Origin of the sequence: Hymenobacter sp. BT18 (assembly GCF_012273015.1) — a bacterium.
GTDB lineage: Bacteria > Bacteroidota > Bacteroidia > Cytophagales > Hymenobacteraceae > Hymenobacter > Hymenobacter lutimineralis.
The window spans coordinates 1,836,917-1,857,741 of sequence record NZ_CP050954.1; the positions used below are offsets into that span (position 1 = coordinate 1,836,917).

32 protein-coding genes and 2 pseudogenes are annotated in these 20,825 nt (G+C 55.3%); all 34 read right to left on the minus strand.

What is annotated here, in order from left to right:
- Positions 1 to 23: 23 nt before the first annotated feature.
- Positions 24 to 338 (minus strand): FtsB family cell division protein, encoded by a 315-nt coding sequence (locus tag HER32_RS07675; RefSeq protein ID WP_149069407.1) that lies wholly within the window; start codon positions 336 to 338, stop codon positions 24 to 26.
- An 83-nt stretch (positions 339 to 421) separates the two neighbouring features.
- Positions 422 to 1,693: a phosphopyruvate hydratase gene (eno, locus tag HER32_RS07680; protein WP_168681471.1), complete on the minus strand. Its 1,272-nt coding sequence runs from the start codon at positions 1,691 to 1,693 to the stop codon at positions 422 to 424.
- Positions 1,694 to 1,869: 176 nt separating this feature from the next.
- Positions 1,870 to 2,652, minus strand: a complete 783-nt coding sequence (locus tag HER32_RS07685; RefSeq protein WP_168681472.1) for a LytR/AlgR family response regulator transcription factor — start codon at positions 2,650 to 2,652, stop codon at positions 1,870 to 1,872.
- A gap of 15 nt (positions 2,653 to 2,667) precedes the next feature.
- On the minus strand, positions 2,668 to 3,777 hold the full coding sequence (locus HER32_RS07690) for a sensor histidine kinase (protein WP_168681473.1): 1,110 nt from the start codon (positions 3,775 to 3,777) through the stop codon (positions 2,668 to 2,670).
- Entirely contained in the window at positions 3,774 to 5,081 is a 1,308-nt protein-coding gene (locus HER32_RS07695; RefSeq protein ID WP_168681474.1) for an erythromycin esterase family protein, read from the minus strand. Before HER32_RS07695 ends, HER32_RS07690 begins: the two co-directional genes overlap by 4 nt.
- Positions 5,082 to 5,285: 204 nt before the next feature.
- Positions 5,286 to 5,858, minus strand: a complete 573-nt coding sequence (gene rplQ, locus HER32_RS07700; protein ID WP_149069412.1) for a 50S ribosomal protein L17 — start codon at positions 5,856 to 5,858, stop codon at positions 5,286 to 5,288.
- 213 nt (positions 5,859 to 6,071) lie between these two features.
- A complete protein-coding gene (locus HER32_RS07705; protein WP_149069413.1) occupies positions 6,072 to 7,061 on the minus strand; it encodes a DNA-directed RNA polymerase subunit alpha in 990 nt (329 codons plus the stop codon).
- 153 nt (positions 7,062 to 7,214) lie between these two features.
- Complete coding sequence (gene rpsD / locus HER32_RS07710) at positions 7,215 to 7,820, minus strand: 30S ribosomal protein S4 (protein WP_168681475.1); 606 nt, start codon at positions 7,818 to 7,820, stop codon at positions 7,215 to 7,217.
- A gap of 115 nt (positions 7,821 to 7,935) precedes the next feature.
- The gene (rpsK, locus tag HER32_RS07715) at positions 7,936 to 8,328 is read right to left on the minus strand and encodes a 30S ribosomal protein S11 (protein WP_022822149.1); all 393 of its coding nucleotides are present in this window, start codon (positions 8,326 to 8,328) and stop codon (positions 7,936 to 7,938) included.
- 80 nt (positions 8,329 to 8,408) lie between these two features.
- Positions 8,409 to 8,786 carry a 30S ribosomal protein S13 gene (gene rpsM, locus HER32_RS07720; protein ID WP_149069415.1) on the minus strand — a complete coding sequence of 126 codons (378 nt, stop codon included), beginning with the start codon at positions 8,784 to 8,786 and terminating at the stop codon, positions 8,409 to 8,411.
- Positions 8,787 to 8,813: 27 nt separating this feature from the next.
- On the minus strand, positions 8,814 to 8,930 hold the full coding sequence (gene ykgO / locus HER32_RS07725; RefSeq protein ID WP_034256541.1) for a type B 50S ribosomal protein L36: 117 nt from the start codon (positions 8,928 to 8,930) through the stop codon (positions 8,814 to 8,816).
- Positions 8,931 to 8,998: 68 nt separating this feature from the next.
- Positions 8,999 to 9,217 carry a translation initiation factor IF-1 gene (infA, locus tag HER32_RS07730; protein ID WP_022822146.1) on the minus strand — a complete coding sequence of 73 codons (219 nt, stop codon included), beginning with the start codon at positions 9,215 to 9,217 and terminating at the stop codon, positions 8,999 to 9,001.
- 4 nt (positions 9,218 to 9,221) lie between these two features.
- Positions 9,222 to 9,992: a type I methionyl aminopeptidase gene (gene map, locus HER32_RS07735; RefSeq protein ID WP_168681476.1), complete on the minus strand. Its 771-nt coding sequence runs from the start codon at positions 9,990 to 9,992 to the stop codon at positions 9,222 to 9,224.
- 7 nt (positions 9,993 to 9,999) lie between these two features.
- Positions 10,000 to 11,316 (minus strand): preprotein translocase subunit SecY, encoded by a 1,317-nt coding sequence (gene secY / locus HER32_RS07740; protein ID WP_149069417.1) that lies wholly within the window; start codon positions 11,314 to 11,316, stop codon positions 10,000 to 10,002.
- A gap of 14 nt (positions 11,317 to 11,330) precedes the next feature.
- A complete protein-coding gene (rplO, locus tag HER32_RS07745) occupies positions 11,331 to 11,774 on the minus strand; it encodes a 50S ribosomal protein L15 (protein WP_149069418.1) in 444 nt (147 codons plus the stop codon).
- Between the two features lie 14 nt (positions 11,775 to 11,788).
- A complete protein-coding gene (rpmD, locus tag HER32_RS07750) occupies positions 11,789 to 11,968 on the minus strand; it encodes a 50S ribosomal protein L30 (RefSeq protein ID WP_149069419.1) in 180 nt (59 codons plus the stop codon).
- A 7-nt stretch (positions 11,969 to 11,975) separates the two neighbouring features.
- Positions 11,976 to 12,569, minus strand: a complete 594-nt coding sequence (rpsE, locus tag HER32_RS07755) for a 30S ribosomal protein S5 (protein ID WP_232066431.1) — start codon at positions 12,567 to 12,569, stop codon at positions 11,976 to 11,978.
- Between the two features lie 6 nt (positions 12,570 to 12,575).
- Positions 12,576 to 12,926 (minus strand): 50S ribosomal protein L18, encoded by a 351-nt coding sequence (gene rplR / locus HER32_RS07760; protein ID WP_168681477.1) that lies wholly within the window; start codon positions 12,924 to 12,926, stop codon positions 12,576 to 12,578.
- Positions 12,927 to 12,935: 9 nt separating this feature from the next.
- Positions 12,936 to 13,490, minus strand: a complete 555-nt coding sequence (gene rplF, locus HER32_RS07765; protein WP_149069421.1) for a 50S ribosomal protein L6 — start codon at positions 13,488 to 13,490, stop codon at positions 12,936 to 12,938.
- A gap of 20 nt (positions 13,491 to 13,510) precedes the next feature.
- Positions 13,511 to 13,909 carry a 30S ribosomal protein S8 gene (gene rpsH / locus HER32_RS07770; protein ID WP_149069422.1) on the minus strand — a complete coding sequence of 133 codons (399 nt, stop codon included), beginning with the start codon at positions 13,907 to 13,909 and terminating at the stop codon, positions 13,511 to 13,513.
- Between the two features lie 197 nt (positions 13,910 to 14,106).
- The gene (gene rpsN / locus HER32_RS07775; protein WP_149069423.1) at positions 14,107 to 14,376 is read right to left on the minus strand and encodes a 30S ribosomal protein S14; all 270 of its coding nucleotides are present in this window, start codon (positions 14,374 to 14,376) and stop codon (positions 14,107 to 14,109) included.
- Positions 14,369 to 14,929: a 50S ribosomal protein L5 gene (gene rplE, locus HER32_RS07780; protein WP_149069424.1), complete on the minus strand. Its 561-nt coding sequence runs from the start codon at positions 14,927 to 14,929 to the stop codon at positions 14,369 to 14,371. The genes rpsN and rplE overlap by 8 nt, the downstream gene beginning before the upstream one ends.
- A gap of 29 nt (positions 14,930 to 14,958) precedes the next feature.
- Positions 14,959 to 15,207 (minus strand): annotated as a pseudogene (rplX, locus tag HER32_RS07785) (50S ribosomal protein L24); the annotation flags it as partial.
- 3 nt (positions 15,208 to 15,210) lie between these two features.
- Positions 15,211 to 15,579 (minus strand): 50S ribosomal protein L14, encoded by a 369-nt coding sequence (gene rplN, locus HER32_RS07790; RefSeq protein ID WP_045688459.1) that lies wholly within the window; start codon positions 15,577 to 15,579, stop codon positions 15,211 to 15,213.
- A gap of 1 nt (position 15,580) precedes the next feature.
- Positions 15,581 to 15,871, minus strand: a complete 291-nt coding sequence (gene rpsQ, locus HER32_RS07795; RefSeq protein WP_168681478.1) for a 30S ribosomal protein S17 — start codon at positions 15,869 to 15,871, stop codon at positions 15,581 to 15,583.
- A gap of 2 nt (positions 15,872 to 15,873) precedes the next feature.
- Entirely contained in the window at positions 15,874 to 16,086 is a 213-nt protein-coding gene (rpmC, locus tag HER32_RS07800) for a 50S ribosomal protein L29 (RefSeq protein WP_149069427.1), read from the minus strand.
- A gap of 5 nt (positions 16,087 to 16,091) precedes the next feature.
- Positions 16,092 to 16,514 carry a 50S ribosomal protein L16 gene (rplP, locus tag HER32_RS07805; RefSeq protein ID WP_149069428.1) on the minus strand — a complete coding sequence of 141 codons (423 nt, stop codon included), beginning with the start codon at positions 16,512 to 16,514 and terminating at the stop codon, positions 16,092 to 16,094.
- A 40-nt stretch (positions 16,515 to 16,554) separates the two neighbouring features.
- Entirely contained in the window at positions 16,555 to 17,436 is an 882-nt protein-coding gene (gene rpsC / locus HER32_RS07810) for a 30S ribosomal protein S3 (protein ID WP_168681479.1), read from the minus strand.
- A gap of 95 nt (positions 17,437 to 17,531) precedes the next feature.
- Positions 17,532 to 17,921 (minus strand): annotated as a pseudogene (gene rplV, locus HER32_RS07815) (50S ribosomal protein L22); the annotation flags it as partial.
- Positions 17,922 to 17,924: 3 nt separating this feature from the next.
- Positions 17,925 to 18,203 carry a 30S ribosomal protein S19 gene (gene rpsS, locus HER32_RS07820; RefSeq protein WP_149069431.1) on the minus strand — a complete coding sequence of 93 codons (279 nt, stop codon included), beginning with the start codon at positions 18,201 to 18,203 and terminating at the stop codon, positions 17,925 to 17,927.
- A 3-nt stretch (positions 18,204 to 18,206) separates the two neighbouring features.
- Positions 18,207 to 19,034 (minus strand): 50S ribosomal protein L2, encoded by an 828-nt coding sequence (gene rplB / locus HER32_RS07825; protein WP_149069432.1) that lies wholly within the window; start codon positions 19,032 to 19,034, stop codon positions 18,207 to 18,209.
- Positions 19,035 to 19,075: 41 nt separating this feature from the next.
- Positions 19,076 to 19,363, minus strand: a complete 288-nt coding sequence (gene rplW, locus HER32_RS07830) for a 50S ribosomal protein L23 (RefSeq protein WP_149069433.1) — start codon at positions 19,361 to 19,363, stop codon at positions 19,076 to 19,078.
- Complete coding sequence (rplD, locus tag HER32_RS07835) at positions 19,363 to 20,001, minus strand: 50S ribosomal protein L4 (protein ID WP_149069434.1); 639 nt, start codon at positions 19,999 to 20,001, stop codon at positions 19,363 to 19,365. The genes rplW and rplD overlap by 1 nt, the downstream gene beginning before the upstream one ends.
- 9 nt (positions 20,002 to 20,010) lie before the next feature.
- Entirely contained in the window at positions 20,011 to 20,625 is a 615-nt protein-coding gene (rplC, locus tag HER32_RS07840) for a 50S ribosomal protein L3 (RefSeq protein ID WP_168681480.1), read from the minus strand.
- Positions 20,626 to 20,825 lie beyond the last annotated feature (200 nt).

The window sequence follows — 20,825 nt, forward strand, 5'->3', positions numbered from 1 at the left end:
CAGGCGGCCAATAAGAGTGGATTTTATTCTTCGGTCTGAGGAACAAGCAGGAAGACGTCCTCACCGGGGCGCTTCATAATGTACTTCTCCCGGGCAAACTTTTCCAGTAGCTCCGGGCTGCTCAGCAGCTCTGCGCGGTCTTTTTTCACTTTCTCAATTTCACTTAGATAGTATTCTTTTTCCGTGTTCAGTTCCCGCCACTTGGCGTACACTTCATACTGCTTGATAAAGTCGTTGGCATCGAACAGGAACATCCAGCCCAGGAACAAGGCCCCGGCCAGGAAATAAAAGCTCCGCAGGAAACCGGGCACGCGCTCCAGCATCGTATTCAAATACATAGAAGTCAAAGGTAAAGCAAAGGAGCCGATCTGTACAGATCGGCTCCTTAAAATTTTACAACTCTGAAGTAAAATTACTGCTACTACATTTTGCGACCGGGGAAGTACGCTACTTCGCCCAGTTCCTCCTCAATGCGGAGCAGCTGGTTGTACTTAGCCATGCGGTCGGAGCGGGAAGCCGAGCCGGTTTTGATCTGGCCGGTATTCAGGGCCACGGCCAGGTCGGCAATGGTGTTGTCTTCCGTCTCGCCCGAGCGGTGGCTCATGATGCTCTTGTAGCCGTTGCGGCGGCCCAGGTTGATGGCGTCGATGGTTTCCGACAACGTACCAATCTGATTTACCTTGATGAGAATGGCGTTGGCAATCTGCTCATCAATGCCGCGCTGCAGGCGGTTTACGTTGGTCACGAACAAGTCGTCACCCACCAGCTGCGTGGTGCTGCTGATGCTGTTGGTCAGGTTTTTCCAGCCCGTCCAGTCGTCCTCGTCCATGCCATCTTCGATGCTGATGATGGGGTACTTCTTGGTCCAGTCGGTCCAGTAGCTTACCATTTCCGAGGAAGTGAGCTTGTCGCCGGTGCTCTTCTTGAAGTGGTAGTGACCATCGGAGTAGAATTCGGAAGCCGCCGCATCCATGGCAATCATCACGTCGTCGCCGGGCTTGTAGCCCGCCGTTTCAATGGCTTGCAGTACTACCTTAATGGCGTCTTCGTTGGATTTGATGTTGGGAGCAAAGCCGCCTTCGTCGCCTACGTTGGTGCTCAGACCTTGCTTTTTGAGCACGTTCTTCAGGTGGTGGAAGATTTCCGTGCCCCAGCGCAGCGCCTCGGCAAACGTGGGGGCGCCCACGGGCATGATCATAAACTCCTGGAAGTCGATGCTGTTGTCGGCGTGGGAGCCGCCGTTCAGGATGTTCATCATGGGTACGGGCAGCGTGGTGGCATTCACGCCGCCCACGTAGCGGTACAGGGGCATGCCGGCTTCGGCAGCGGCAGCGCGGGCAGCAGCCAGCGAAACTCCCAGAATGGCGTTGGCACCCAGGTTGGCTTTGTTTGGCGTGCCGTCCAGCTCCAGCATGATTTTGTCGAGCAGGCCCTGCTCAAACACCGAGAAGCCCACCAGCTCTTCGGCAATTTTGCTGTTCACATTCTCTACCGCCTTCAGCACGCCCTTGCCCATGTACTTGGCTTTGTCGTCGTCGCGCAGCTCCACGGCTTCGTGCTTGCCGGTGCTGGCACCCGAGGGCACCGCGGCGCGGCCTACCGTACCACTTTCGGTAGTCACATCTACCTCCACGGTGGGATTACCGCGTGAATCAAAAATCTGACGGGCGTGGATTTCGGTGATAATGCTCATGAGAAAAAGGTTGGGTTGATAAGTGAATGCGCTTGGGCCGCCCGGGCTTCCGGCCCACAGGCCAAGTTGCTGAGTTGCGGCAGCAAGGTACTCAATTGGTACTTTTAGCCCAGCCCTAAATCAGCATATGCTAAGGCAGCACCGAAAAAAGCGTGTGCAAGCGTAGCCGCCTGCCCCTACCCTTCCAGCCACCGGCGGAACTCGGGCGTCTGGGCGGCGCTGGTGGTCAGGATTACTTCGTTTTTGCCGCGCAGCTTCACGGCCAGCCGGTTGTTGAAATACGGCTCGACTTTCTCCACAAAGGCAATGTTGACCAGCTCAGAGCGGTTTAGGCGCCCGAAGTGCGCGGGGTTCAACTGCCGCTCTACTTCCGTGAGAGTGCCGCTGAGCGGGTAGCGGGTACCTGCCGCATCCACGGCGAAGGTTACGCCTTCGTCGGCCTGCACGTAGGCTATGTCCTCGATCTGCAGAATGAAGAGGCCGTTGCGCATCCGCACGGAGAAGCGCTGTTTGTACGTGGGCTGGTTGCTTTGGCGCAGAGCTTGGCTTAGCTCACGCACCACTTCTGGGCTGAGCGCCGGGGTGGCCGGCTGGGCAAAGCTGCCTTGCAGTAAGTGGTACTTGGCCAAGGCTTCCTGAAACTGTTCGTAGGTGAAGGGCTTGAGCAGGTAGGCAATGCCATTGCCCCGGAAGGCGGGCAGCAGGAATTGGTCGTAAGCCGTGGTGAAGATGATGGGGCACGTAACGCGAAACCGCTCATAGAGCGAAAACACGTTGCCGTCGAGCAGCTCGATATCCGAGAAAAGCAAATCCGGCATGGGGTTAGCCTGGAGCCACTCCAAGGCTTTCGCCACACTGCGCACAATGGGCGGAGCAGTAGCGCACAGACCGGCCTGCTGCAGGAACTGCACTGTTTGCCGGGCGGCTGGCTCTTCGTCTTCCAGAATCAGTATGGTCATCGGCTCTTCTTCCGCTTAGGCAGCATGGTAGACCTGAGCAGCAGCCACCAGCGGCACGGCCACGGCGAAGGTAGTGGCTGTAGCCGTTACCGTGATTTCCCGATTACCCAGCAGCCGGTACCGCTCGCGCAGGTTAGCTAGGCCGGTGCCAGTCGAGTCAACCGGCGTCAGCTTGGGGCGGCGCGAGTGGGTGACGGCCAAGGTGGTTTCCGTAACGCTGATAGTAATCAGTAGGGGCTCATCGTCGTTGCCGGCATTGTGCTTGATGGCGTTTTCAACCAGCAGCTGCAGCGTGCCCGGAACGATTAGCAGCCGGTCTAGGTCAATGCCTTCGGGGAACGTCTGCCGGAAGTCGTAAGCCGTACCAAAGCGGTGCCGGAGCAGGTAGATGTATTCCTCCACGAAACGCAGCTCCTCCGTCAGCGGCACGAAGTCCTCGTCCTTGTAGCGAATGAGAAAGCGGTAGAGGGCCGCAAAACGATTGAGGAACTCGTTGGCCTCGGCTGGGTCGTGCTGGATAAGAGCGCGCAGCACGTTGAGGTTGTTGAAGAGGAAATGTGGGTCGAGTTGGGCTTTGAGGTTGCGCAGCTCACTTTCCGTCTGGGCCTGGCGCACCTGCAGGAGCTTTTGCTGCAGGTCGAAGTAGCGCTTGGCCGTGAGCAGTACCGCCAGTAGCCCGTAGCTTTTGGCATGGGCCACCGCCCCCAGCACAATGCGCATGCCCGACAAATCGATGCGGTGCCCGAGCAGGCTGCCGTACACAATCAGGTACAATCCTCCACTTACCAGCAAGAACACCGGCACCTGCCCCAGCCGCGACCAGTGCTTGCGTTCCAGAAAAAGCGGCAGAAACTGACTGACGATTACCGCTACCGTGACGGTATCGAACAACACTGTTACCAAGACTACCGGCAGGGCCCGCCACCCGCTCCACCCGGTATCCGATACGTACTGGAGCAGTAGCACGGGCGCTACCACGGCCCAATAGGCCAGAACCAGCCGGGCATCGGAGCGCGTGAGGCAGTGCTTGAGCAGAAACGAGGTCATGGTGCGAATGTAAGGCAAGCGGCGGGCCGGACAAGTACGCTTTTCGGCTACTAGGTGCCGGGATTGGAGCGTGCTCACGGCTGCAGGGCCTGCACAGCGGCCGAGTTGCGCACCAGAATCAGGTATTGCACATAAGCCGTGGCCGGCAGCTCCGGCCGAAAGTGAATCTGCTGCCCCTTGGGTACGCCCGCGGCGTAGCTTACCCGAATAGGCTGTTGGTTGGTCACGGCCGTGGGGGCGTTCAACTGAAACACGGTAGTACTACCTGGTTGGGTTTGCGCTTTCAGTTCGGGCATACCATCGATGAGCGTGAGCGGGCCATCGTGGTTGAACTTGTCGAATTGAACATAGCGCGGGGCCGGACCAGCCGAGGGCAAGAAGTTGCCCGGCAGCAGCATCTGGCAATCGGCAAATACGCACATCAACGACACCACCTTGTCGTGCACCGGCAGGGTGCTCTGGCGCACCAGCCCGGCAAACAAGGTAGCGCCGCTTTGCAGGGGACTTTGCAGCACGTGCGCCAGTCCCCAGAAGCCGTACAGCTTCTGTCCGGCCAAGTGCTGAGCCTCATACAGAGCCTGAAAGTTGGCGAAGATATTCTTTTCCCGCACCAGCATGTTGCTGCGGTTCTGCGTAGCGCCTACCAGCAGGTGCCGTACCTCCTCATACCGCTGGCCAAGCGTGGCGCGGTGGTGGGCTTCCGGCTGCTGCAGGGCAAGTAAGGTACGCTGAGCCACGCCCGCCAGCACAGCTCCACCTGGCGGCGGTTGCCGAAGCAGCACCGTTACCGAGTCCAGCTGGGTGCGCAAGTCCGGTGCTAACCCTTTTTGTGGCAGCAGCGCTGTAAGGTAATCCGCTGCCAAAGGCAAATCCTGGAGCTGGTCAAGCCCCAGAAAACGAATCTGGCGCTTTTTTGGCAGTGTCTGGTTCCAGCTGCGCAGCTGCTGGAATTTTGCCTTTAGCGCCTGGTTGGCCCACTGCGAGGTTTCGGCGTTCCAACTGCGGAAGATCAGGTCCAGCGTAGCCTCTTGCCCTGTGCGCAGGTATTCGTTCAGGTAGTAGGCTTTAGCGCAGTCCACTTCAGCCACGTAGGTTCGTACGCCGGCCCGCTCGTTCAGGTGCTTGAGCAGGGCCAGGTCTATTTCTTGGGGGCGTTGTACCCCATGGGCTTCACCCAGCAGAAACAGCTCGTTCTGATAGAAGGCCTCGTCGAAAGCCGGAAACGCCTCTTTTCTCCCCAGCTGTATAGCCGATGCGGGTACACCCACGAAGCGCGCCGCAGATGGCACGGCTTCGGCCGATTGCGCGTGGGTTTGCGTGGCCCCCCACCAGAAGGTAGCGGCACAAAGCAGGGTTTTCAGAGAAAAGGCGTTGGTAGTCATTGTAGCGAAAGGAGTAGCGTGAAAGAATGACTCAAAGCACGCCGTTTAGGCCCCTCCTCCCGCTGCCTATCCTACCAAGCCGCTAAAACTCCTGGTGAACTGTAGGAAAAATCCATCGAACAACCGTGCGACCTGGGCAAGAAAAAAGGGACGCACCTTGCGGTACGTCCCTTTTCGGGTTGTAAGCTCAGCTTACGAAACCAACTACTCGGCGGCTTTCTCCTCGCGGGTTTCGCCTTCTTTCAGGGTTTCCGTAGCCGTGTCTTCCGGAGCCGATACCTCGGTAGCAGCAGCGGCAACTGGAGCAGCCTCAGCAGCCGGAGCGGCTACTTCAGCACCAGCGGCTTTCTTCTTGCCACGCGAACGACGGGTAGTCGTTTTGGCCTCGCCGGCCGACTTGGCTTCCAGTAGGGTTTCGTTGTAGTCAACCAGCTCGATTACGCACATTTCGGCGTTGTCGCCCAAACGGGAGTCGCTCAGCTTAATAATGCGGGTATAGCCACCGGGGCGGTTCGCAATTTTGCCAGCTACAACGTCGAACAGCTCCTTGATGGACTCTTTGTTCTGCAGCGTAGCGAATACGGTACGACGTGAGTGCGTTGTGTCGCTCTTCGACTTGGTCAGCAGGGGCTCGATAAACTTGCGCAGTGCTTTGGCTTTAGCTACCGTGGTGGTGATACGCTTGCTCACGATCAGCGACGATGCCATGTTGGAGAGCATCGCGTTGCGGTGAGAGGCCGTGCGGCCGAGGTGGTTGATGGTTTTACCGTGACGCATAAAAAAAAGAAAGTGTAGGCTTGCGAGCAACGACCACGGCGGAAAGCAAGTGCAGCTCTCTCATTAGAACCGTTGTTCCTTGGGCCTACTAGTGAAAAAAGGAAACGTGAAAATTGAGTTTACTATTCGGAAGGCGTTAAATGAAAAATGTGCTGATGTAGTCACTGTGCTTTTCACACATCTGACACATTCAGCACATTTTCACATTAACACCTATTCTTCGTCGAGCTTGTACTTGCCCAGGTCCATCCCGAAGGTCAGACCTTTTTCCTCTACGAGGTTTTCCAGCTCGGTCAGCGACTTCTTACCGAAGTTGCGGAACTTCATCATGTCTGCCATATCCAGCTGCACCAAGTCACCAAGGGTTTTGATGTCGGCCGCTTTCAGGCAGTTGTAAGCGCGCACGCTCAGGTCCATGTCCGCCAGCGGCGTTTTCAGGACTTTGCGCATGTGCAGGGTTTCTTCATCTACCGTCTCCTCTTCCTCGGCTTTGGCCGTTTCGAAGGTCATGGTGCTGTCGGAGAACAGCATGAAGTGTTGAATCAGGATATGAGCGGCACCTTTCAGTGCGTCCTCGGGGTGAATAGAGCCGTCCGTGTGAATCTCGATGAGGAGCTTCTCGTAGTCGGTCTTTTGCTCTACCCGGGTGTTTTCGATGCTGTACTTCACGTTCTTGATAGGCGTGAAGATGGCGTCGATGGCAATCTGACCAAATACCTGATCGGCGGGCTTGTTTTCCTCAGCGGGAACGTAGCCACGGCCTTTCTGAATGGTGAACTCAAACTCCAGCTCGGTAGCGGGGTCTACGTTGCAGATCACCAAATCCGGGTTCAGCACCTGGAAACCGTTGGTAAACTTGCTGATGTCGCCGGCCGTGAAGGTTTCTTGGTTTTTGATCCGAACCGTGATTTTGTCCTCGATAGCGTCGCTCACCTTTTTGAAGCGGACCTGCTTCAGGTTGAGGATGATTTCGGACATGTCCTCAATCACACCTTCGATGGTCATGAACTCGTGCAGTACGCTGCTGGTCCGAACCGACGTAATAGCGTAGCCCTCCAGCGACGACAGCAGGATACGGCGCAATGCGTTGCCGATCGTGACGCCGTAGCCTTTCTCAAGCGGTTTAAATTCAAACGTTCCGTAGAAGTCGTCGGATTTCTCCATCACTACCTTCTCCGGCATTTGAAAAGCTAAGATTGACATAAGTGGGGCGTTTTTTAGTATTGAGCAATGGGTATTAAGTAGAAAGCGCCTCTAGTTAGCTGCTTCGTACTCAATACCCAAACTCAGTTCCAATTTGTAACAAGGAAAAAAATCGAAGCAACAGCAGGCCCAGCCGAAGCCGGGCCGCCAAGATTACTTCGAGTACAACTCGACGATGAGCTGCTCCGTGATTTTCTCCGGAATCAGGTCACGCGAGGGGGCGCTGATGAACTTGCCCACCATTTCCTTGCCGTCCCACTCCAGCCACGAGAAAGCACGGGCGTTGCGGGCGCTGAGGCTGGTCGTAATGGCTTCCAGCGACTTCGATTTTTCACGTACGGCAACAACGTCGCCGGCACGCAGCTTGTAGGAAGCAATGTTTACTACTTCACCGTTCACCGTGATGTGCTTGTGCAGGACGAGCTGACGAGCAGCCCGGCGCGTGGGCGCAATGCCCAAACGGTACACCGTGTTGTCGAGGCGCGACTCCAGCAAAGCCAGCAGGTTGTCACCGGTGATGCCGGGCAGCGTAGCCGCTTTGTGGAACAGGTTCTCGAACTGCTTTTCTAGGACGCCGTACATGTACTTCACTTTCTGCTTCTCCATCAGCTGGACAGCGTACTCGCTTTGCTTCTTACGACGACCACGGCCATGCTGGCCGGGGGGGTATGCTTTCTTGGTGAGTGCCTTGCTTGGGCCGAAGATCGGCTCATTGAAGCGACGGGCAATCTTGGTTTTAGGACCAGTATAACGTGCCATTTCGGGGTTGTTGTGTGTTGAGGGGGTTGAACCGCGTGCATTGGATAACTAGTGCAGCCCTGCGGGCCAGAACCATCTTCCAATACCGCTGGCCAATGAAGGCCAGTTCGCTAAATCAAACGCGACGACGTTTGGGAGGACGGCAGCCGTTGTGGGGCAGCGGCGTCACGTCCTTAATGGTCGTTACCTCAATACCCACGTTACCCAGCGTGCGGATAGCCGATTCACGGCCAGCACCCGGACCCTTTACGAACACCTCGGCTTTGCGCATGCCCAGGTCGTGAGCTACTTTGCCGCAATCCGTGGCAGCCATCTGAGCTGCGTAGGGGGTGTTCTTTTTAGAACCCCGGAAGCCCATCTTACCAGCCGACGCCCAGGAAATAACCTGGCCGTTGTTGTTGGTGATGGAGATGATGATGTTGTTGAACGAGGCTTTGATGTGTACCTGGCCTACGGGCTCAACAACAACAACGCGCTTCTTGGCTTTGTCTTTTCTTTTTTGTGCCATTTGGTTATCGCGAAAAACTGCGGAAGGTGTTGAAGCCGGCTATCCAGTCCGGAAAGCCGGGCTTCGATTCCCGCTACAGATTATTTAGTAGCCTTCTTCTTGCCAGCAACGGTCTTGCGCTTGCCCTTGCGGGTACGCGAGTTGTTCTTGGTACGCTGACCACGAACCGGCAGACCTTTGCGGTGACGCAGACCCCGGTAGCAACCGATGTCCATCAGGCGCTTAATGTTCAGCTGCACTTCTGAGCGCAGCACACCTTCGGTTTTGAACTCAGCAGCAATGATGCTACGAATTTCACCAGCCTCAGCTTCCGTCCAGTCTTTCACCTTCTTGTTCAGGTCGATGCCTGCTTTGGTAAGGATCTGCTGGGCCGAAGGACGACCGATGCCGAAAATGTAGGTCAGCGCGATTTCACCGCGCTTGTTGTCTGGGATATCTACCCCTGCAATACGAGCCATGTGCTTTTTTAAAAAAGTCTGGTGCTACTACCCTTGACGCTGTTTGTAGCGGGGGTTCTTTTTGTTGATGACGTAAAGCTTGCCTTTGCGGCGAATTACCTTACAGTCGGCGCTGCGCTTCTTAACGGACGCTTTGACTTTCATGTGGATGGAGTTGTTAGGAGCTTAGGGTCTTGGGGTCTTGGTACAGGAACCGAAGTCCCTAAGACCCGCTACTTGTAACGGTACACAATTCGTCCCTTCGACAAGTCGTAGGGCGACATTTCCAGCTTTACCTTATCTCCCGGCAGGATCTTGATGTAGTGCATCCGCATCTTGCCCGAAATGTGGGCAATCAACTGGTGACCGTTCTCCAGCTCCACTCGGAACATGGCGTTGGAAAGGGCTTCCAGGATGACTCCGTCCTGCTCAATGGAAGTTTGTTTGGCCATAAGGCTACTGTAAGGCTTTTTCTATGTATTCGAAGGAGGTAAGAATTTCCGCCTTGTCTTTTCTGACTACCACGGTATGCTCGAAGTGCGCCGAAGGCTTGAGGTCTTTGGTGCGGATGGTCCAACCATCTTTCTCCTGAACCACACTCTTGGTACCAAGGTTTACCATAGGCTCAATGGCTAGCACCAAACCCGTTTGCAGCTTCAATCCCGAACCACGTTTTCCATAGTTGGGTACTTCCGGCCGCTCGTGCAGCTTCTGGCCGATACCATGACCAACCAACTCCCGAACTACACCGTACCCACGCTTTTCCACGTGATTTTGAATAGCAAAGCTGACGTCGCCCATCCGGTTACCCGCCACTGCCTGCTCGATACCGAGGTACAGTGACTTCTTGGTTTCTTCGAGCAGCTCCAGTACCTCTGGCGCCACCTCCCCTACTGGGTAAGTATAGGCGCTATCGGCGTGGTAGCCATTCAGCAGTACGCCGCAGTCTACCGAGATGATATCCCCGCTTTTCAGGGTGTAGTCACTTGGGAAACCGTGCACCACCACCGAGTTGGGCGAGATGCAAAGGCTGAAGGGGAAATCATTGTAGCCTTTAAACGAAGGCTGCCCGCCATGATCCCTGATGAACTCTTCCGCGCGAAGGTCTAGTTCCCGCGTAGTCACTCCTTCCCGGATCATGCCCGCGACTTCGCCGTGAGCCTGAGCCAGCACCTTCGCGCTGGCTCGCATTAGTTCAATTTCTTCCTCGGTCTTGTAGAAGATCATGACCGAATTAGGATGCCATAGCAATTGGCGTCGAACGCCCCCGCACTTTACCCGACTTCATCATGCCGTCGTAGTGACGCATCAGCAGGTAGCTCTGTACCTGGTTAAGCGTATCCAGTACCACGCCTACCATAATGATGAGCGAAGTTCCGCCGTAAAAAGCTGAGAACGGACGCGTCACCCCGAATAGCAGGGCAATAGCCGGGAAGATGGCAATCAGGGCCAGGGCCAGCGCCCCGGGCAGGGTAATACGGGTGAGTACCTCATCAATGTATTCGGAAGTATCAGCTCCAGGCTTGACGCCGGGAACGAAACCGCCGCTGCGCTTCAGGTCGTCGGCAATCTGGTTGGGGTTCACGCTGATGGCCGTATAGAAATACGTGAACAACAGAATGAGCGTCCCGAATACTAAGTTGTACTCCCAGGAAGTGTAATCCGAGAACTTAACGCCAATGGTGTTGGCTAGGTCGCTGTCGTTCTGCCATACCGAGGCCACAATGGCAGGCACAAACATGAGCGACTGGGCAAAAATGATTGGCATCACCCCCGCTGCGTTCACCTTCATAGGGATGAACTGACGCTGGGAGTTAAGCTGAGCGGTACCGCCTATCTGCTTGGCATATTGCACTGGAATCTGGCGCACAGCCTGAGTCAATACAATCACCGCCATGACTACGAAGAAGAGCACCACCAGTTCCAACAGGAAAATGAGTGCGCCATTCAATCCTTTAGCAGCTGCTTCACCGATAATGGCGCCGGGAAAACGTGATACAATCCCGATCATGATGATCATGGAAATACCGTTGCCGATGCCTTTATCAGTAATTTTCTCACCAAGCCACATGCAGAACAGCGTACCAGCGGTGATGATAATCATCGATGATACCGTGAACAGCACGCCCGGATTGATAATGGCATCAGCATTAATGGTAGCAATAAAGCCGACCGACTGAGCCAGAACAATGGGAATGGTGAGAATACGGGTGTACTGGTTGATTTTCTTGCGTCCCGACTCACCCTCTTTCTGCAGCTTCTGGAAGTACGGCACCGCAATCGTCAGCAGTTGCAATACAATGGAAGCCGAGATATAGGGCATGATGCCCAGTGCAAAAATCGATGCGTTGCTGAAAGCGCCCCCGAGGAGCGTATCCAGAATACCGAAAATGCCTGCGGCGCCTTGTTTCAGACGGGTAGCATCAACTCCGGGCAGCACCACGAAGGAGCCTAGCCGATAGATGGCAATGAAAAAAAGCGTATTGAAGATCCGCGTACGCAGATCTTCAATCGCAAAAATGTTCTTTATCGTTTCGATAAACTTTTTCATCGCCGATTATGACTTTACAGCGTCACAGCTTTACCACCGGCTTTCTCAATGGCTTCTACAGCCGATTTTGAGAAGGCGTGGGCGTGTACTTCCACCGCCGTAGCAATTTCGCCACGACCCAGAATTTTAATCTTGGCGTTTTTCGAGGCCAGACCAGCATTTACGAAGAAAGCCGAATCCAAGGTAGTAACGCCACCCTCAGTGAGGCTAGCCAGTACGTCCAAGTTGATGGCTTTGTACTCCACGCGGTTCAGGCTCTTGAAGCCGAACTTAGGCACGCGGCGCTGCAGGGGCATCTGGCCACCTTCGAAGCCGGACTTTTTGGAGTAGCCCGAGCGGGACTTGGCACCTTTATGACCGCGCGTTGAAGTGCCGCCACGGCCGGAACCCGTACCACGGCCTACACGCTTCTCATTGCGGGTAGCACCAACGGCGGGTTTGAGATTGCTGAGATTCATGATCGAGATACTTCCTACAGTTCGGTTACTTCCAACAGGTGTTTCACGGCGTTTACCATGCCAGCAACCTGAGGCGTGTTCTCCACGCTCTTGGTGCTACCCATTTTGCCGAGGCCAAGGGCCTTCACCGTGCGTTTCTGACGCTCTGGGCGGTCGATAACGCTTTTCACGAGTTTAATTTGGATCTGCGCCATCTGACTCTTAACCGTTAAATACTTGGGCGAGTGTGATACCGCGAGCCTGTGCAATTTGCATGGGGTCACGCATTTTCAGCAGCGCGTCGAAGGTTGCCTTCACCACGTTGTGGGGGTTAGACGAGCCTTTCGACTTGGCCAGTACATCTTTGATGCCGGCGCTTTCGAACACAGCACGCATAGCACCACCAGCAATTACGCCGGTACCGGCAGCAGCTGGCTGAACCAGTACGAAACCACCGGAGTACTTGCCTTCCATCACGTGAGGAACAGTGTGCTTGTACAGCGGCACTTTCACCAAGTTCTTCTTCGCGTCGTCAATGCCTTTAGCAATGGCGTCCGTTACTTCGTTGGCTTTGCCGAGGCCGTAGCCTACGGTGCCGTTGCCGTCACCTACTACCACGATGGCGGAGAAGCTGAAGCGACGACCGCCCTTTACTACTTTCGCTACGCGGTTGATAGCAACCACTTTTTCTTTCAGATCGGACTCGGCCGCGCGGGGAGCCTGGTCACGGTTACCGCCTCGGTCGTTTCCACCACCACGACGGTCGTTGCCGCCCCGGTCATTACCGCCACCACGGTTGTTGTTGAATTCTGCCATGATGCGTTAGAAATTAAGGCCGCCTTCGCGGGCACCTTCTGCCAATGATTTTACACGGCCGTGGTAGAGGTAACCCGAACGGTCAAATACCACTTTCGTAATGCCTTTTTCCTGAGCACGGGCGGCAAGCTCTTTGCCGACTGCGGCGGCGAGGGCGACTCCGTTGCCCCCTTCCACCGAAACGTGCTTCGAGGAAGCAGCTGCCAGCGTGCGGCCGATGGTGTCGTCAATAATCTGAGCGTAGATGCCCGTATTGCTGCGAAACACCGACAAACGCGGGCGCTCGGACGTGCCAGCCACCTTAGTGCGGATGATGCGCTGGATCCGTTTTCTTCTAGTTGCTTTATCGAAAGCCATGGTGTGATGTTATTTCGAAGCCGTTTTACCAGCCTTACGACGAATCTGCTCGCCCACGAAGCGTACGCCTTTGCCTTTGTAAGGCTCAACTTTACGCAGGGAACGAATTTTAGCAGCTACTTGACCCAGCAGTTGCTTATCGATGCTGGTGAGGGTAACGATAGGGTTCTTACCCTTTTCAGTTACCGCCGTTGCAGTTACCTCTTTCGGCAGTGCCAGGAAGATGTTGTGCGAATAGCCCAGCGCAAGTTCCAGGGTGTTACCAGCCATCGAGGCTTTGTAACCTACACCTACCAGCTCCAGCTTCTCTTCCAGACCGTTGCTAACGCCGCTGATGGCGTTGTTCAGCAGCGAGCGGTAGAGACCGTGCATAGCCTTGTGGCGCTTCTGTTCCGTCGGACGGGAAACAACCAGCTGGCCGTCTTCCTGGGCCACGATGATGTCGCGGTCCACCGGAACCACCAAAGTGCCTTTCGGGCCCTTTACGGTTACCGTATTTTCGTTGCTCACTTCAACCTGCACGTTGGCGGGCAGGCTGATGGGCAGTTTACCAATGCGTGACATAGTCTCGTTTTCCTTTCAGATTAGTAGACGTAGCACAGCACTTCGCCGCCCACGTTTTCGGCTTTCGCCTCTTTCTCCGTCATCACGCCCTTGGACGTCGACAGAATTGCAATACCCAAGCCGCTCAGTACGCGGGGCAGGTTTTCTACGTGAGCATACGTGCGCAGACCAGGCGAGCTGATGCGCTCCAACTTGGTGATGGCAGGAGCCTTGGTAGTGGGGTTGTACTTCAGCGCGATTTTGATCGTGCCTTGTACTGCGGCATCATCAAAACGGTAGCTCTGAATGTACCCTTTTTTGTAGAGCACTTTCGTGATTTCCTTTTTGATGTTGCTGGCCGGAATCTCTACTACCCGGTGGTTTGCCTTGATGGCATTGCGTACCCGGGTCAGGTAGTCGGCAATTGGATCTGTATTCATTGAGAATGTAGAAAAGAAGCTCCTAATTCTAGGGGCCGCAAAGATAGGAAAATTTCGCCGCCACAGAAAGGGGCGACGAAATTTTCGGTTAAGACTACTCGGCTCGGCTTATGAAGGCTCGGCCAATGGTTTCTTTTGGCAACCTGCCATGTAATGTTGTCTTGCTCAAAAAACGAAGGAAGACAACAGCAGTGGTACTACCAGCTAGACTTGGTCACGCCAGGAATCTTGCCGGCCAGCGCCATTTCGCGGAAGCGCACCCGGCTGATGCCGAACTTGCGCATATAGCCACGGGGGCGGCCGTCAATTTTGTCGCGGTTGTGCAAACGCACGGGCGAAGCATTGCGGGGCAGTTTGTCCAGACCTTCGTAGTCGCCAGCCGCTTTCAGGGCCTTGCGCTTCTCGGCATAACGGGCTACGACAGCAACGCGCTTCCGCTCCCGGGCTTTCATCGATTCCTTAGCCATTGTTTTGTTTCTTGGCGTTAGCGAACGGCATTCCGAAGGCGCGCAGCAGCTCGTAGCTCTGTTCGTCGTTTTCGGCCGTCGTTACGAAGGTAATATCCATACCGGCAATCGACTTGATTTTGTCAATCGAAATTTCCGGGAAGATGATTTGCTCCTTGATGCCTAGGGTATAGTTACCACGGCCATCGAAGCCTTTGTCGTTGATGCCTTTGAAGTCACGCACGCGGGGCAGCGCTACAGTCAGCAGACGGTCGAGGAACTCGTACATCTGATTGCCGCGGAGCGTTACACGCGCACCGATAGGCATGCCTTCACGCAGTTTGAAGTTCGACACTGAGCGCTTGGCGATGGTAGGAACGGCTTTCTGACCGGTGATGATGGTCAGCTCGTCCACTCCGTTGTCGACCAGCTTCTTGTCGGCTACGGCTGCGCCGATACCGCGGTTGATGCAGATCTTGGTGATGCGTGGTACCTGCATGATGCTCTTGAACTGGAATTTCTCCTGGAGCGCCGGTACTACTTCTTTTTGGTATTTCTCTTTGAGTCGAGCCATTGTGGTAGGGCAGGTTAGCGGTTGGTCGATTCCACCGCCTTCACGTTGCTCACGTGAATGCCGGCTTCAATCTTCGTAATGCCGCCCTGGGGGTTCTTTGCACTGGGTTTGTTGTGCTTAGTCACCAGGTTCAGGCCTTCCACGATAACACGCTGCGTCGAGCGGTTCACCGATTTGATAACACCGGTTTTGCCTTTCTCGTCACCAGCAATTACCAGAACGGTATCACCGGTTTTCACATGCAGTTTCGCGGGCGTTGCTTTCGTTTTCGTTGCCATTGCTTAGAGAACTTCAGGGGCCAGCGAAACAATCTTCATGAACTGCTTCTCGCGCAGTTCGCGGGCCACGGGGCCGAAGATGCGGGTACCGCGGGGCTCGTCGTTGTTGTTGAGCAGTACGGCTGCGTTGTCGTCGAAGCGGATATAAGAACCGTCCTTGCGGCGGATTTCTTTCTTCGTGCGCACTACTACAGCTTTCGATACAGCGCCTTTTTTGGCGTTGCCAGACGGAATAGCCGACTTGATGGCTACTACGATCTTGTCGCCTACGCTGGCGTATTTCTTGCCCGTGCCACCGAGGACACGGATGCAGAGAACTTCTTTGGCGCCGCTGTTATCAGCGACGGTCAGACGGGATTCTTGCTGTATCATCTTACTTGGCGCGTTCTACGATTTCTACCAATCTCCAGCGTTTGTTCTTGCTCAGCGGACGGGTCGACATGATGCGAACCGTATCCCCTTCGCCACATTCGTTGTTCTCGTCGTGGGCCATGAATTTGGTCGACTTGGTAACGAACTTGCCGTAGATCGGGTGTTTCATTTTGCTTTCCACAACTACCGTGATGGATTTGTCCATCTTGGAGGAGGAAACGCGCCCGATGATTTCTTTGCGCAGGTTCCGCTCGGGGGCGGTAGTTGCCTGCTGTTCTTCGTTGCTTGCCATCGTTAGTTAGCAGGGTTAGTAGTCTGCTCGTTCTCGCGACGCTTCAACTCGGTCAGCAGACGGGCAACATTCTTGCGGCTTTGCTTCAGACGGATCGGGTTTTCCAGGGGCGAAATAGCGTGCGCGAAGCGCAGGCTCTGGCCATTGGTCTGTTCGGTCTTGATCTGGTTTTTCAGGTCCTCAACGGAGAGGGCACGGATATCAGCGTTCTTCATCTTGATTATGCTTCTTGAAAGTCGCGACGAACAACAAATTGCGTACGTACCGGCAGTTTTTGCGCGGCCAGACGCAGCGACTCCTGCGCCACCTCCAGGGTAACTCCATCCGATTCAAACATGATGGTGCCGGGCTTCACTACGGCTACCCAGTACTCGGGGGAACCTTTACCCTTACCCATCCGCACTTCGGCTGGTTTCTTGGTGATTGGCTTATCGGGGAAAATCCGGATCCACACTTGGCCTTCACGCTTCATTGCGCGGGTCATGGCGATACGGGCCGCTTCGATCTGTCGTGCCGTGATCCAAGCCGTTTCGAGCGACTTGATGGCAAACGAACCGAAGTCAATGGAGCTGCCGCGGTAGGCTAGGCCATGCACGCGACCCTTTTGCATCTTGCGATACTTGGTCCTTTTCGGCTGTAACATGAGTTATTCTTGAATTGAGATTCGAGAGAAAGGAAAAGGACTAGCGACGAGGGCCGCCACCTTGACCGCCACGATTCTGGCCACCGGGGCCACCACCGCTGCGGCGCTGTCCGCCGCCGGCACCCTGACCACCGCGGTTGTCACCGCCACGGCCTTCGCCACCCCGGTCATTCCGGTCGCGACGTGGGCCACGGTCGCCGCCACGGTCGCCACGCTCACCACGCGGGCCACGGTCGTTACCACCACGGGTATCGTTGCCTTGGTTAGCAGGAACTTGGTTGGGCGACAAATCGGGCTTGCCGAATACCTCACCGCGCATGATCCATACCTTGATACCAATTTTGCCATATACCGTCTGAGCTTCAGACAGCGCATAGTCGATATCGGCACGCAGCGTGTGCAGCGGAGTGCGGCCTTCCTTGTATTGCTCGGAGCGAGCAATTTCAGCACCACCTAAACGGCCACCGCACTGAATTTTGATGCCTTCGGCACCAACGCGGATAGCTGCCTGGATGCTCATCTTCATAGCGCGGCGGAACGAGATACGCGCCTGCAGCTGCTGGGCAATGCTCTCCCCTACCAGCTTGGCGTCGAGTTCCGGACGCTTAATTTCGAAGATGTTGATCTGAACGTCTTTGCCGGTAATCTGCTTCAGTTCGTCCTTGATCTTATCAACTTCCTGACCGCCTTTACCGATTACCACCCCCGGGCGAGCCGTGTTGATGGTAATGGTGATACGCTTCAGGGTACGCTCAATCACGATGCGGCTAATGCCACCTTTCGGGATACGAGCCATGATGTATTTGCGGATTTTCTCGTCCTCCACCAGCTTGTCGGCAAAATCCTTGCCGCCGTACCAGTTCGAGTCCCATCCTTTGATGACGCCCAGACGGAAGCCAACCGGATTTACTTTCTGTCCCATAGTGCTTATGCGGTGGCTTCTGCCGTGGTTTCAGTGGATTTCTTGGCCGAGCTGCGACGAGTGGTTTTCTTCGGAGCGGCGGCGTTATCGGCAGACTTGGTTTCGGCAGCCTGCTGAGCGGCAGCTTTGCTACCGAGCGGTTCTACTTTCGAATCCAGAATCAGCGTCACGTGGTTGCTGCGCTTGCGGATGCGGTGGCCACGGCCCTGGGGGGCGGGGCGCAGACGCTTCAGCTGGCGGCCTTCATCCACGAAAATCTCTTTGATGTAGAGGTTAGCATCTTCGATACGCTCGTCCTCGTTCTTCTGCTGCCAGTTGGCCAAAGCCGACAGGAGCAGTTTCTCGACGCGGGCAGCACCAGAGTTTGCCTCGAATTTCAGCAGGCCCAAAGCACGGGTCACTTTCTGACCGCGTACCAGGTTGGCCACCAAGCGCATTTTGCGCGGCGAGGTGGGCACATTACGGAGTTTAGCTACTGCTTCCATCGATTAGCGCTTGCCTTTATCTTTCTTGGCAATGTGACCACGGAAGTTGCGGGTGGGAGCAAACTCACCGAGTTTGTGTCCTACCATGTTTTCCGTCACATAAACCGGGATGAACTTATTGCCGTTGTGAACGGCGAAGGTGTGGCCAACGAAGTCAGGCGAAATCATCGAGCGGCGAGACCAAGTCTTCACCACCGACTTTTTGCCGGAGTCTTCCATTGCCGAAACTTTCTTCTCGAGCCGGAAGTCAATGTACGGCCCTTTTTTTAGCGAACGTGCCATTGCTTACTTCTTGCCTTTACGGTTAACGATGAGCTGCTCAGAGTACTTGTTCTTGTTGCGCGTCTTCTGACCCTTAGCGAAGATGCCGTTACGGCTGCGTGGGTGACCACCCGACGAACGACCTTCACCACCACCCATGGGGTGATCTACAGGGTTCATAGCTACACCACGTACGCGTGGACGACGGCCCAACCAACGGTTACGACCGGCTTTGCCGAGACGTACGTTCATGTGGTCACCGTTCGAAACAGTTCCTACGGTAGCCATGCAGGTAACGAGTACCATGCGCATCTCACCGGAAGGCAGTTTCAGGGTAGCATACCGATCTTCACGAGCCACCAACTGGGCGTACGTGCCGGCCGAACGAGCCATAGCAGCGCCGCTGCCGGGAATCAGTTCGATGTTGTGCACGATGGTACCCAGGGGGATTTCGCGCAACGGAAGGGCGTTGCCTACTTCCGGAGCTGCACCTGTACCCGACACCACGGTAGCGCCTACCTCAACACCCGCGGGGGCGATGATGTAACGCTTCTCACCGTCGGCATAGTTCAGCAGGGCAATGCGCGCCGTCCGATTCGGATCGTATTCAATCGTCTTCACGGTAGCTGGAACACCAGCCTTATCCCGCTTGAAGTCGATAACACGATATTTTTGTTTGTGACCACCACCGATGTAACGGTTGGTCATTTTACCCGCACCATTGCGGCCACCGGATTTTTTCAGGGGTGCCAACAGCGACTTCTCCGGCTCCGACGTCGTAATCTCGTCGAAGGCCGGGGCGATGCGGAAGCGCTGACCCGGTGATGTTGGTCTTAGTTTTTTGAGTGCCATTACGCTAGCTTAGAAATGCTCTATTGCAGGAAGGCGAAGCCTTAGATGCCGTTGTAGAAGTCGATAACGTCGCCTTCCTTCACGGTAACAATGGCTTTTTTGCCATGTGCCCGGCGGCCTGCTACGGCGCCGGTCTTCGTGAACTTGGACTTGAGCTTACCGTTGGTGCGGATCGTGCTGATGCCCGTTACCGTCACGCCGTACAGCTGCTCGATGTCCTTTTTGATCTGAACCTTATTGGCTGTGCGCTCTACTTGGAAAACGTACTGCCCTTTTTCGTTCAGGCCCGTGGCCTTCTCGGTCACGATGGGTTTTTTCAGCGTGCTCATTATTCAGCGGAGGTATAGAGTTGTTCCAGAGCCGTGAGACCAGCCTCCGACAGCAGCAGCGTGTCGGTGTTCAGCAGGTCGTGCGTGTTCAGCGCCACCGGCGTTGCCACTTTCACTTTCTGCACGTTGCGAGCCGACAGAACCACGTTCTTATCAACTTCGCCCGTTACCAGCAGGGTCTTCTTGCCGTTGTTCAGCTTCAGACCAGCCAGGATGTTCACAAACTCTTTGGTTTTGGGAGCGTCCAGCAGAATGTTTTCCACCAGCGCGATTTTGCCATCCTGAGCCAGCGTCGACAGAGCCGACAGACGGGCCAAACGCTTGGTCTTTTTGTTCAGCTTGAAGCCGTAGTCACGGGGCTGAGGACCGAATACCCGGCCACCACCAATGAAAACAGGCGACTTCATGCTACCAGCGCGGGCACCGCCCGTACCTTTCTGCTTTTTCAGCTTCTTGGTAGTGCCGCTTACTTCGTTCCGCTCCTTCGACTTGTGCGTGCCTTGGCGCTGGTTGGCCAAGTACTGCTTTACGTCGAGGTACATTACGTGCTCGTTGGGCTCGATGCCGAAAATGGCATCCGACAGCGTTACCTTACGGCCGGTGTCCTCACCCTTGATATTTAATACTGACAGTTCCATCTCTCGGGGTTATTTTTCAAGTACCACGTAAGAGTTCCGGGAGCCGGGAACCGAACCGCTTACTACGATTAGGTTTTTGTCGGCTACTACGCGCAGCACCTTTAGGTTCTGAATTTTCACCCGGTCGCCGCCCATACGACCCGCCATGCGCATTCCTTTGAATACGCGTGAGGGCCAGGAGCAGGCACCGATAGAACCGGGGTGACGCAGACGGTTGTGCTGACCGTGGGTCTGCCCGCCTACACCAGCGAAGTTGTAACGCTTCACTACGCCCTGGAAACCTTTGCCCTTGGAGGTACCTACCACGTCAACGAATTCGCCTTCCTCAAAGAGGGTAGCGTTGATTTCGCTGCCAGCTGCGTATACCTCGTCGGTGCGGAACTCAACGAGTTTGTGTTTGGGCGTAGTGCCCGCTTTGGCGAAGTGCCCAGCCAGGGGCTTGTTGGTGTTCTTGGCTTTTTTCTCGCCGTAGCCGAGTTGGATGGCTGCGTAGCCGTCCGTTTCGATGGTCTTAACCTGCGTCACTACGCACGGACCCGCCTCGATGAGCGTGCAGGGAATGTTCTTCCCGTCCGGAGTGAAGAGGCTTGTCATACCGATTTTTTTACCGATGATGCCAGGCATTCGTTTGGGGTTTATAAAATGACACAGCGAAAACGCCCGAACGGCGTTTTCGGAATGGGAGTGCAAAGCTAGGGAATTGTTGGCGCATTTTCCAACCCCTTTCTAAAATATTTTCAGGGAGTTAGCAATAGTCACCTATGTGTTCTAGTCGTTCAGTGTCAGGCTATTTCTCGCAACGGACGGCATCATTTGGTATTCGG

What these genes read in the sequence shown, in the direction of transcription:
- HER32_RS07675 (WP_149069407.1), bottom strand. Translation starts at nt 338, where the DNA reads ATGTATTTGAATACGATGCTGGAGCGCGTGCCCGGTTTCCTGCGGAGC.
- eno (WP_168681471.1), bottom strand. Translation starts at nt 1,693, where the DNA reads ATGAGCATTATCACCGAAATCCACGCCCGTCAGATTTTTGATTCACGC.
- HER32_RS07685 (WP_168681472.1), bottom strand. Translation starts at nt 2,652, where the DNA reads ATGACCATACTGATTCTGGAAGACGAAGAGCCAGCCGCCCGGCAAACA.
- HER32_RS07695 (WP_168681474.1), bottom strand. Translation starts at nt 5,081, where the DNA reads ATGACTACCAACGCCTTTTCTCTGAAAACCCTGCTTTGTGCCGCTACC.
- rplQ (WP_149069412.1), bottom strand. Translation starts at nt 5,858, where the DNA reads ATGCGTCACGGTAAAACCATCAACCACCTCGGCCGCACGGCCTCTCAC.
- HER32_RS07705 (WP_149069413.1), bottom strand. Translation starts at nt 7,061, where the DNA reads ATGTCAATCTTAGCTTTTCAAATGCCGGAGAAGGTAGTGATGGAGAAA.
- rpsD (WP_168681475.1), bottom strand. Translation starts at nt 7,820, where the DNA reads ATGGCACGTTATACTGGTCCTAAAACCAAGATTGCCCGTCGCTTCAAT.
- rpsK (WP_022822149.1), bottom strand. Translation starts at nt 8,328, where the DNA reads ATGGCACAAAAAAGAAAAGACAAAGCCAAGAAGCGCGTTGTTGTTGTT.
- rpsM (WP_149069415.1), bottom strand. Translation starts at nt 8,786, where the DNA reads ATGGCTCGTATTGCAGGGGTAGATATCCCAGACAACAAGCGCGGTGAA.
- ykgO (WP_034256541.1), bottom strand. Translation starts at nt 8,930, where the DNA reads ATGAAAGTCAAAGCGTCCGTTAAGAAGCGCAGCGCCGACTGTAAGGTA.
- infA (WP_022822146.1), bottom strand. Translation starts at nt 9,217, where the DNA reads ATGGCCAAACAAACTTCCATTGAGCAGGACGGAGTCATCCTGGAAGCC.
- map (WP_168681476.1), bottom strand. Translation starts at nt 9,992, where the DNA reads ATGATCTTCTACAAGACCGAGGAAGAAATTGAACTAATGCGAGCCAGC.
- secY (WP_149069417.1), bottom strand. Translation starts at nt 11,316, where the DNA reads ATGAAAAAGTTTATCGAAACGATAAAGAACATTTTTGCGATTGAAGAT.
- rplO (WP_149069418.1), bottom strand. Translation starts at nt 11,774, where the DNA reads ATGAATCTCAGCAATCTCAAACCCGCCGTTGGTGCTACCCGCAATGAG.
- rpmD (WP_149069419.1), bottom strand. Translation starts at nt 11,968, where the DNA reads ATGGCGCAGATCCAAATTAAACTCGTGAAAAGCGTTATCGACCGCCCA.
- rpsE (WP_232066431.1), bottom strand. Translation starts at nt 12,569, where the DNA reads ATGGCAGAATTCAACAACAACCGTGGTGGCGGTAATGACCGGGGCGGC.
- rplR (WP_168681477.1), bottom strand. Translation starts at nt 12,926, where the DNA reads ATGGCTTTCGATAAAGCAACTAGAAGAAAACGGATCCAGCGCATCATC.
- rplF (WP_149069421.1), bottom strand. Translation starts at nt 13,490, where the DNA reads ATGTCACGCATTGGTAAACTGCCCATCAGCCTGCCCGCCAACGTGCAG.
- rpsH (WP_149069422.1), bottom strand. Translation starts at nt 13,909, where the DNA reads ATGAATACAGATCCAATTGCCGACTACCTGACCCGGGTACGCAATGCC.
- rpsN (WP_149069423.1), bottom strand. Translation starts at nt 14,376, where the DNA reads ATGGCTAAGGAATCGATGAAAGCCCGGGAGCGGAAGCGCGTTGCTGTC.
- rplE (WP_149069424.1), bottom strand. Translation starts at nt 14,929, where the DNA reads ATGGCTCGACTCAAAGAGAAATACCAAAAAGAAGTAGTACCGGCGCTC.
- rplN (WP_045688459.1), bottom strand. Translation starts at nt 15,579, where the DNA reads ATGATACAGCAAGAATCCCGTCTGACCGTCGCTGATAACAGCGGCGCC.
- rpsQ (WP_168681478.1), bottom strand. Translation starts at nt 15,871, where the DNA reads ATGGCAAGCAACGAAGAACAGCAGGCAACTACCGCCCCCGAGCGGAAC.
- rpmC (WP_149069427.1), bottom strand. Translation starts at nt 16,086, where the DNA reads ATGAAGAACGCTGATATCCGTGCCCTCTCCGTTGAGGACCTGAAAAAC.
- rplP (WP_149069428.1), bottom strand. Translation starts at nt 16,514, where the DNA reads ATGTTACAGCCGAAAAGGACCAAGTATCGCAAGATGCAAAAGGGTCGC.
- rpsC (WP_168681479.1), bottom strand. Translation starts at nt 17,436, where the DNA reads ATGGGACAGAAAGTAAATCCGGTTGGCTTCCGTCTGGGCGTCATCAAA.
- rpsS (WP_149069431.1), bottom strand. Translation starts at nt 18,203, where the DNA reads ATGGCACGTTCGCTAAAAAAAGGGCCGTACATTGACTTCCGGCTCGAG.
- rplB (WP_149069432.1), bottom strand. Translation starts at nt 19,034, where the DNA reads ATGGCACTCAAAAAACTAAGACCAACATCACCGGGTCAGCGCTTCCGC.
- rplW (WP_149069433.1), bottom strand. Translation starts at nt 19,363, where the DNA reads ATGAGCACGCTGAAAAAACCCATCGTGACCGAGAAGGCCACGGGCCTG.
- rplD (WP_149069434.1), bottom strand. Translation starts at nt 20,001, where the DNA reads ATGGAACTGTCAGTATTAAATATCAAGGGTGAGGACACCGGCCGTAAG.
- rplC (WP_168681480.1), bottom strand. Translation starts at nt 20,625, where the DNA reads ATGCCTGGCATCATCGGTAAAAAAATCGGTATGACAAGCCTCTTCACT.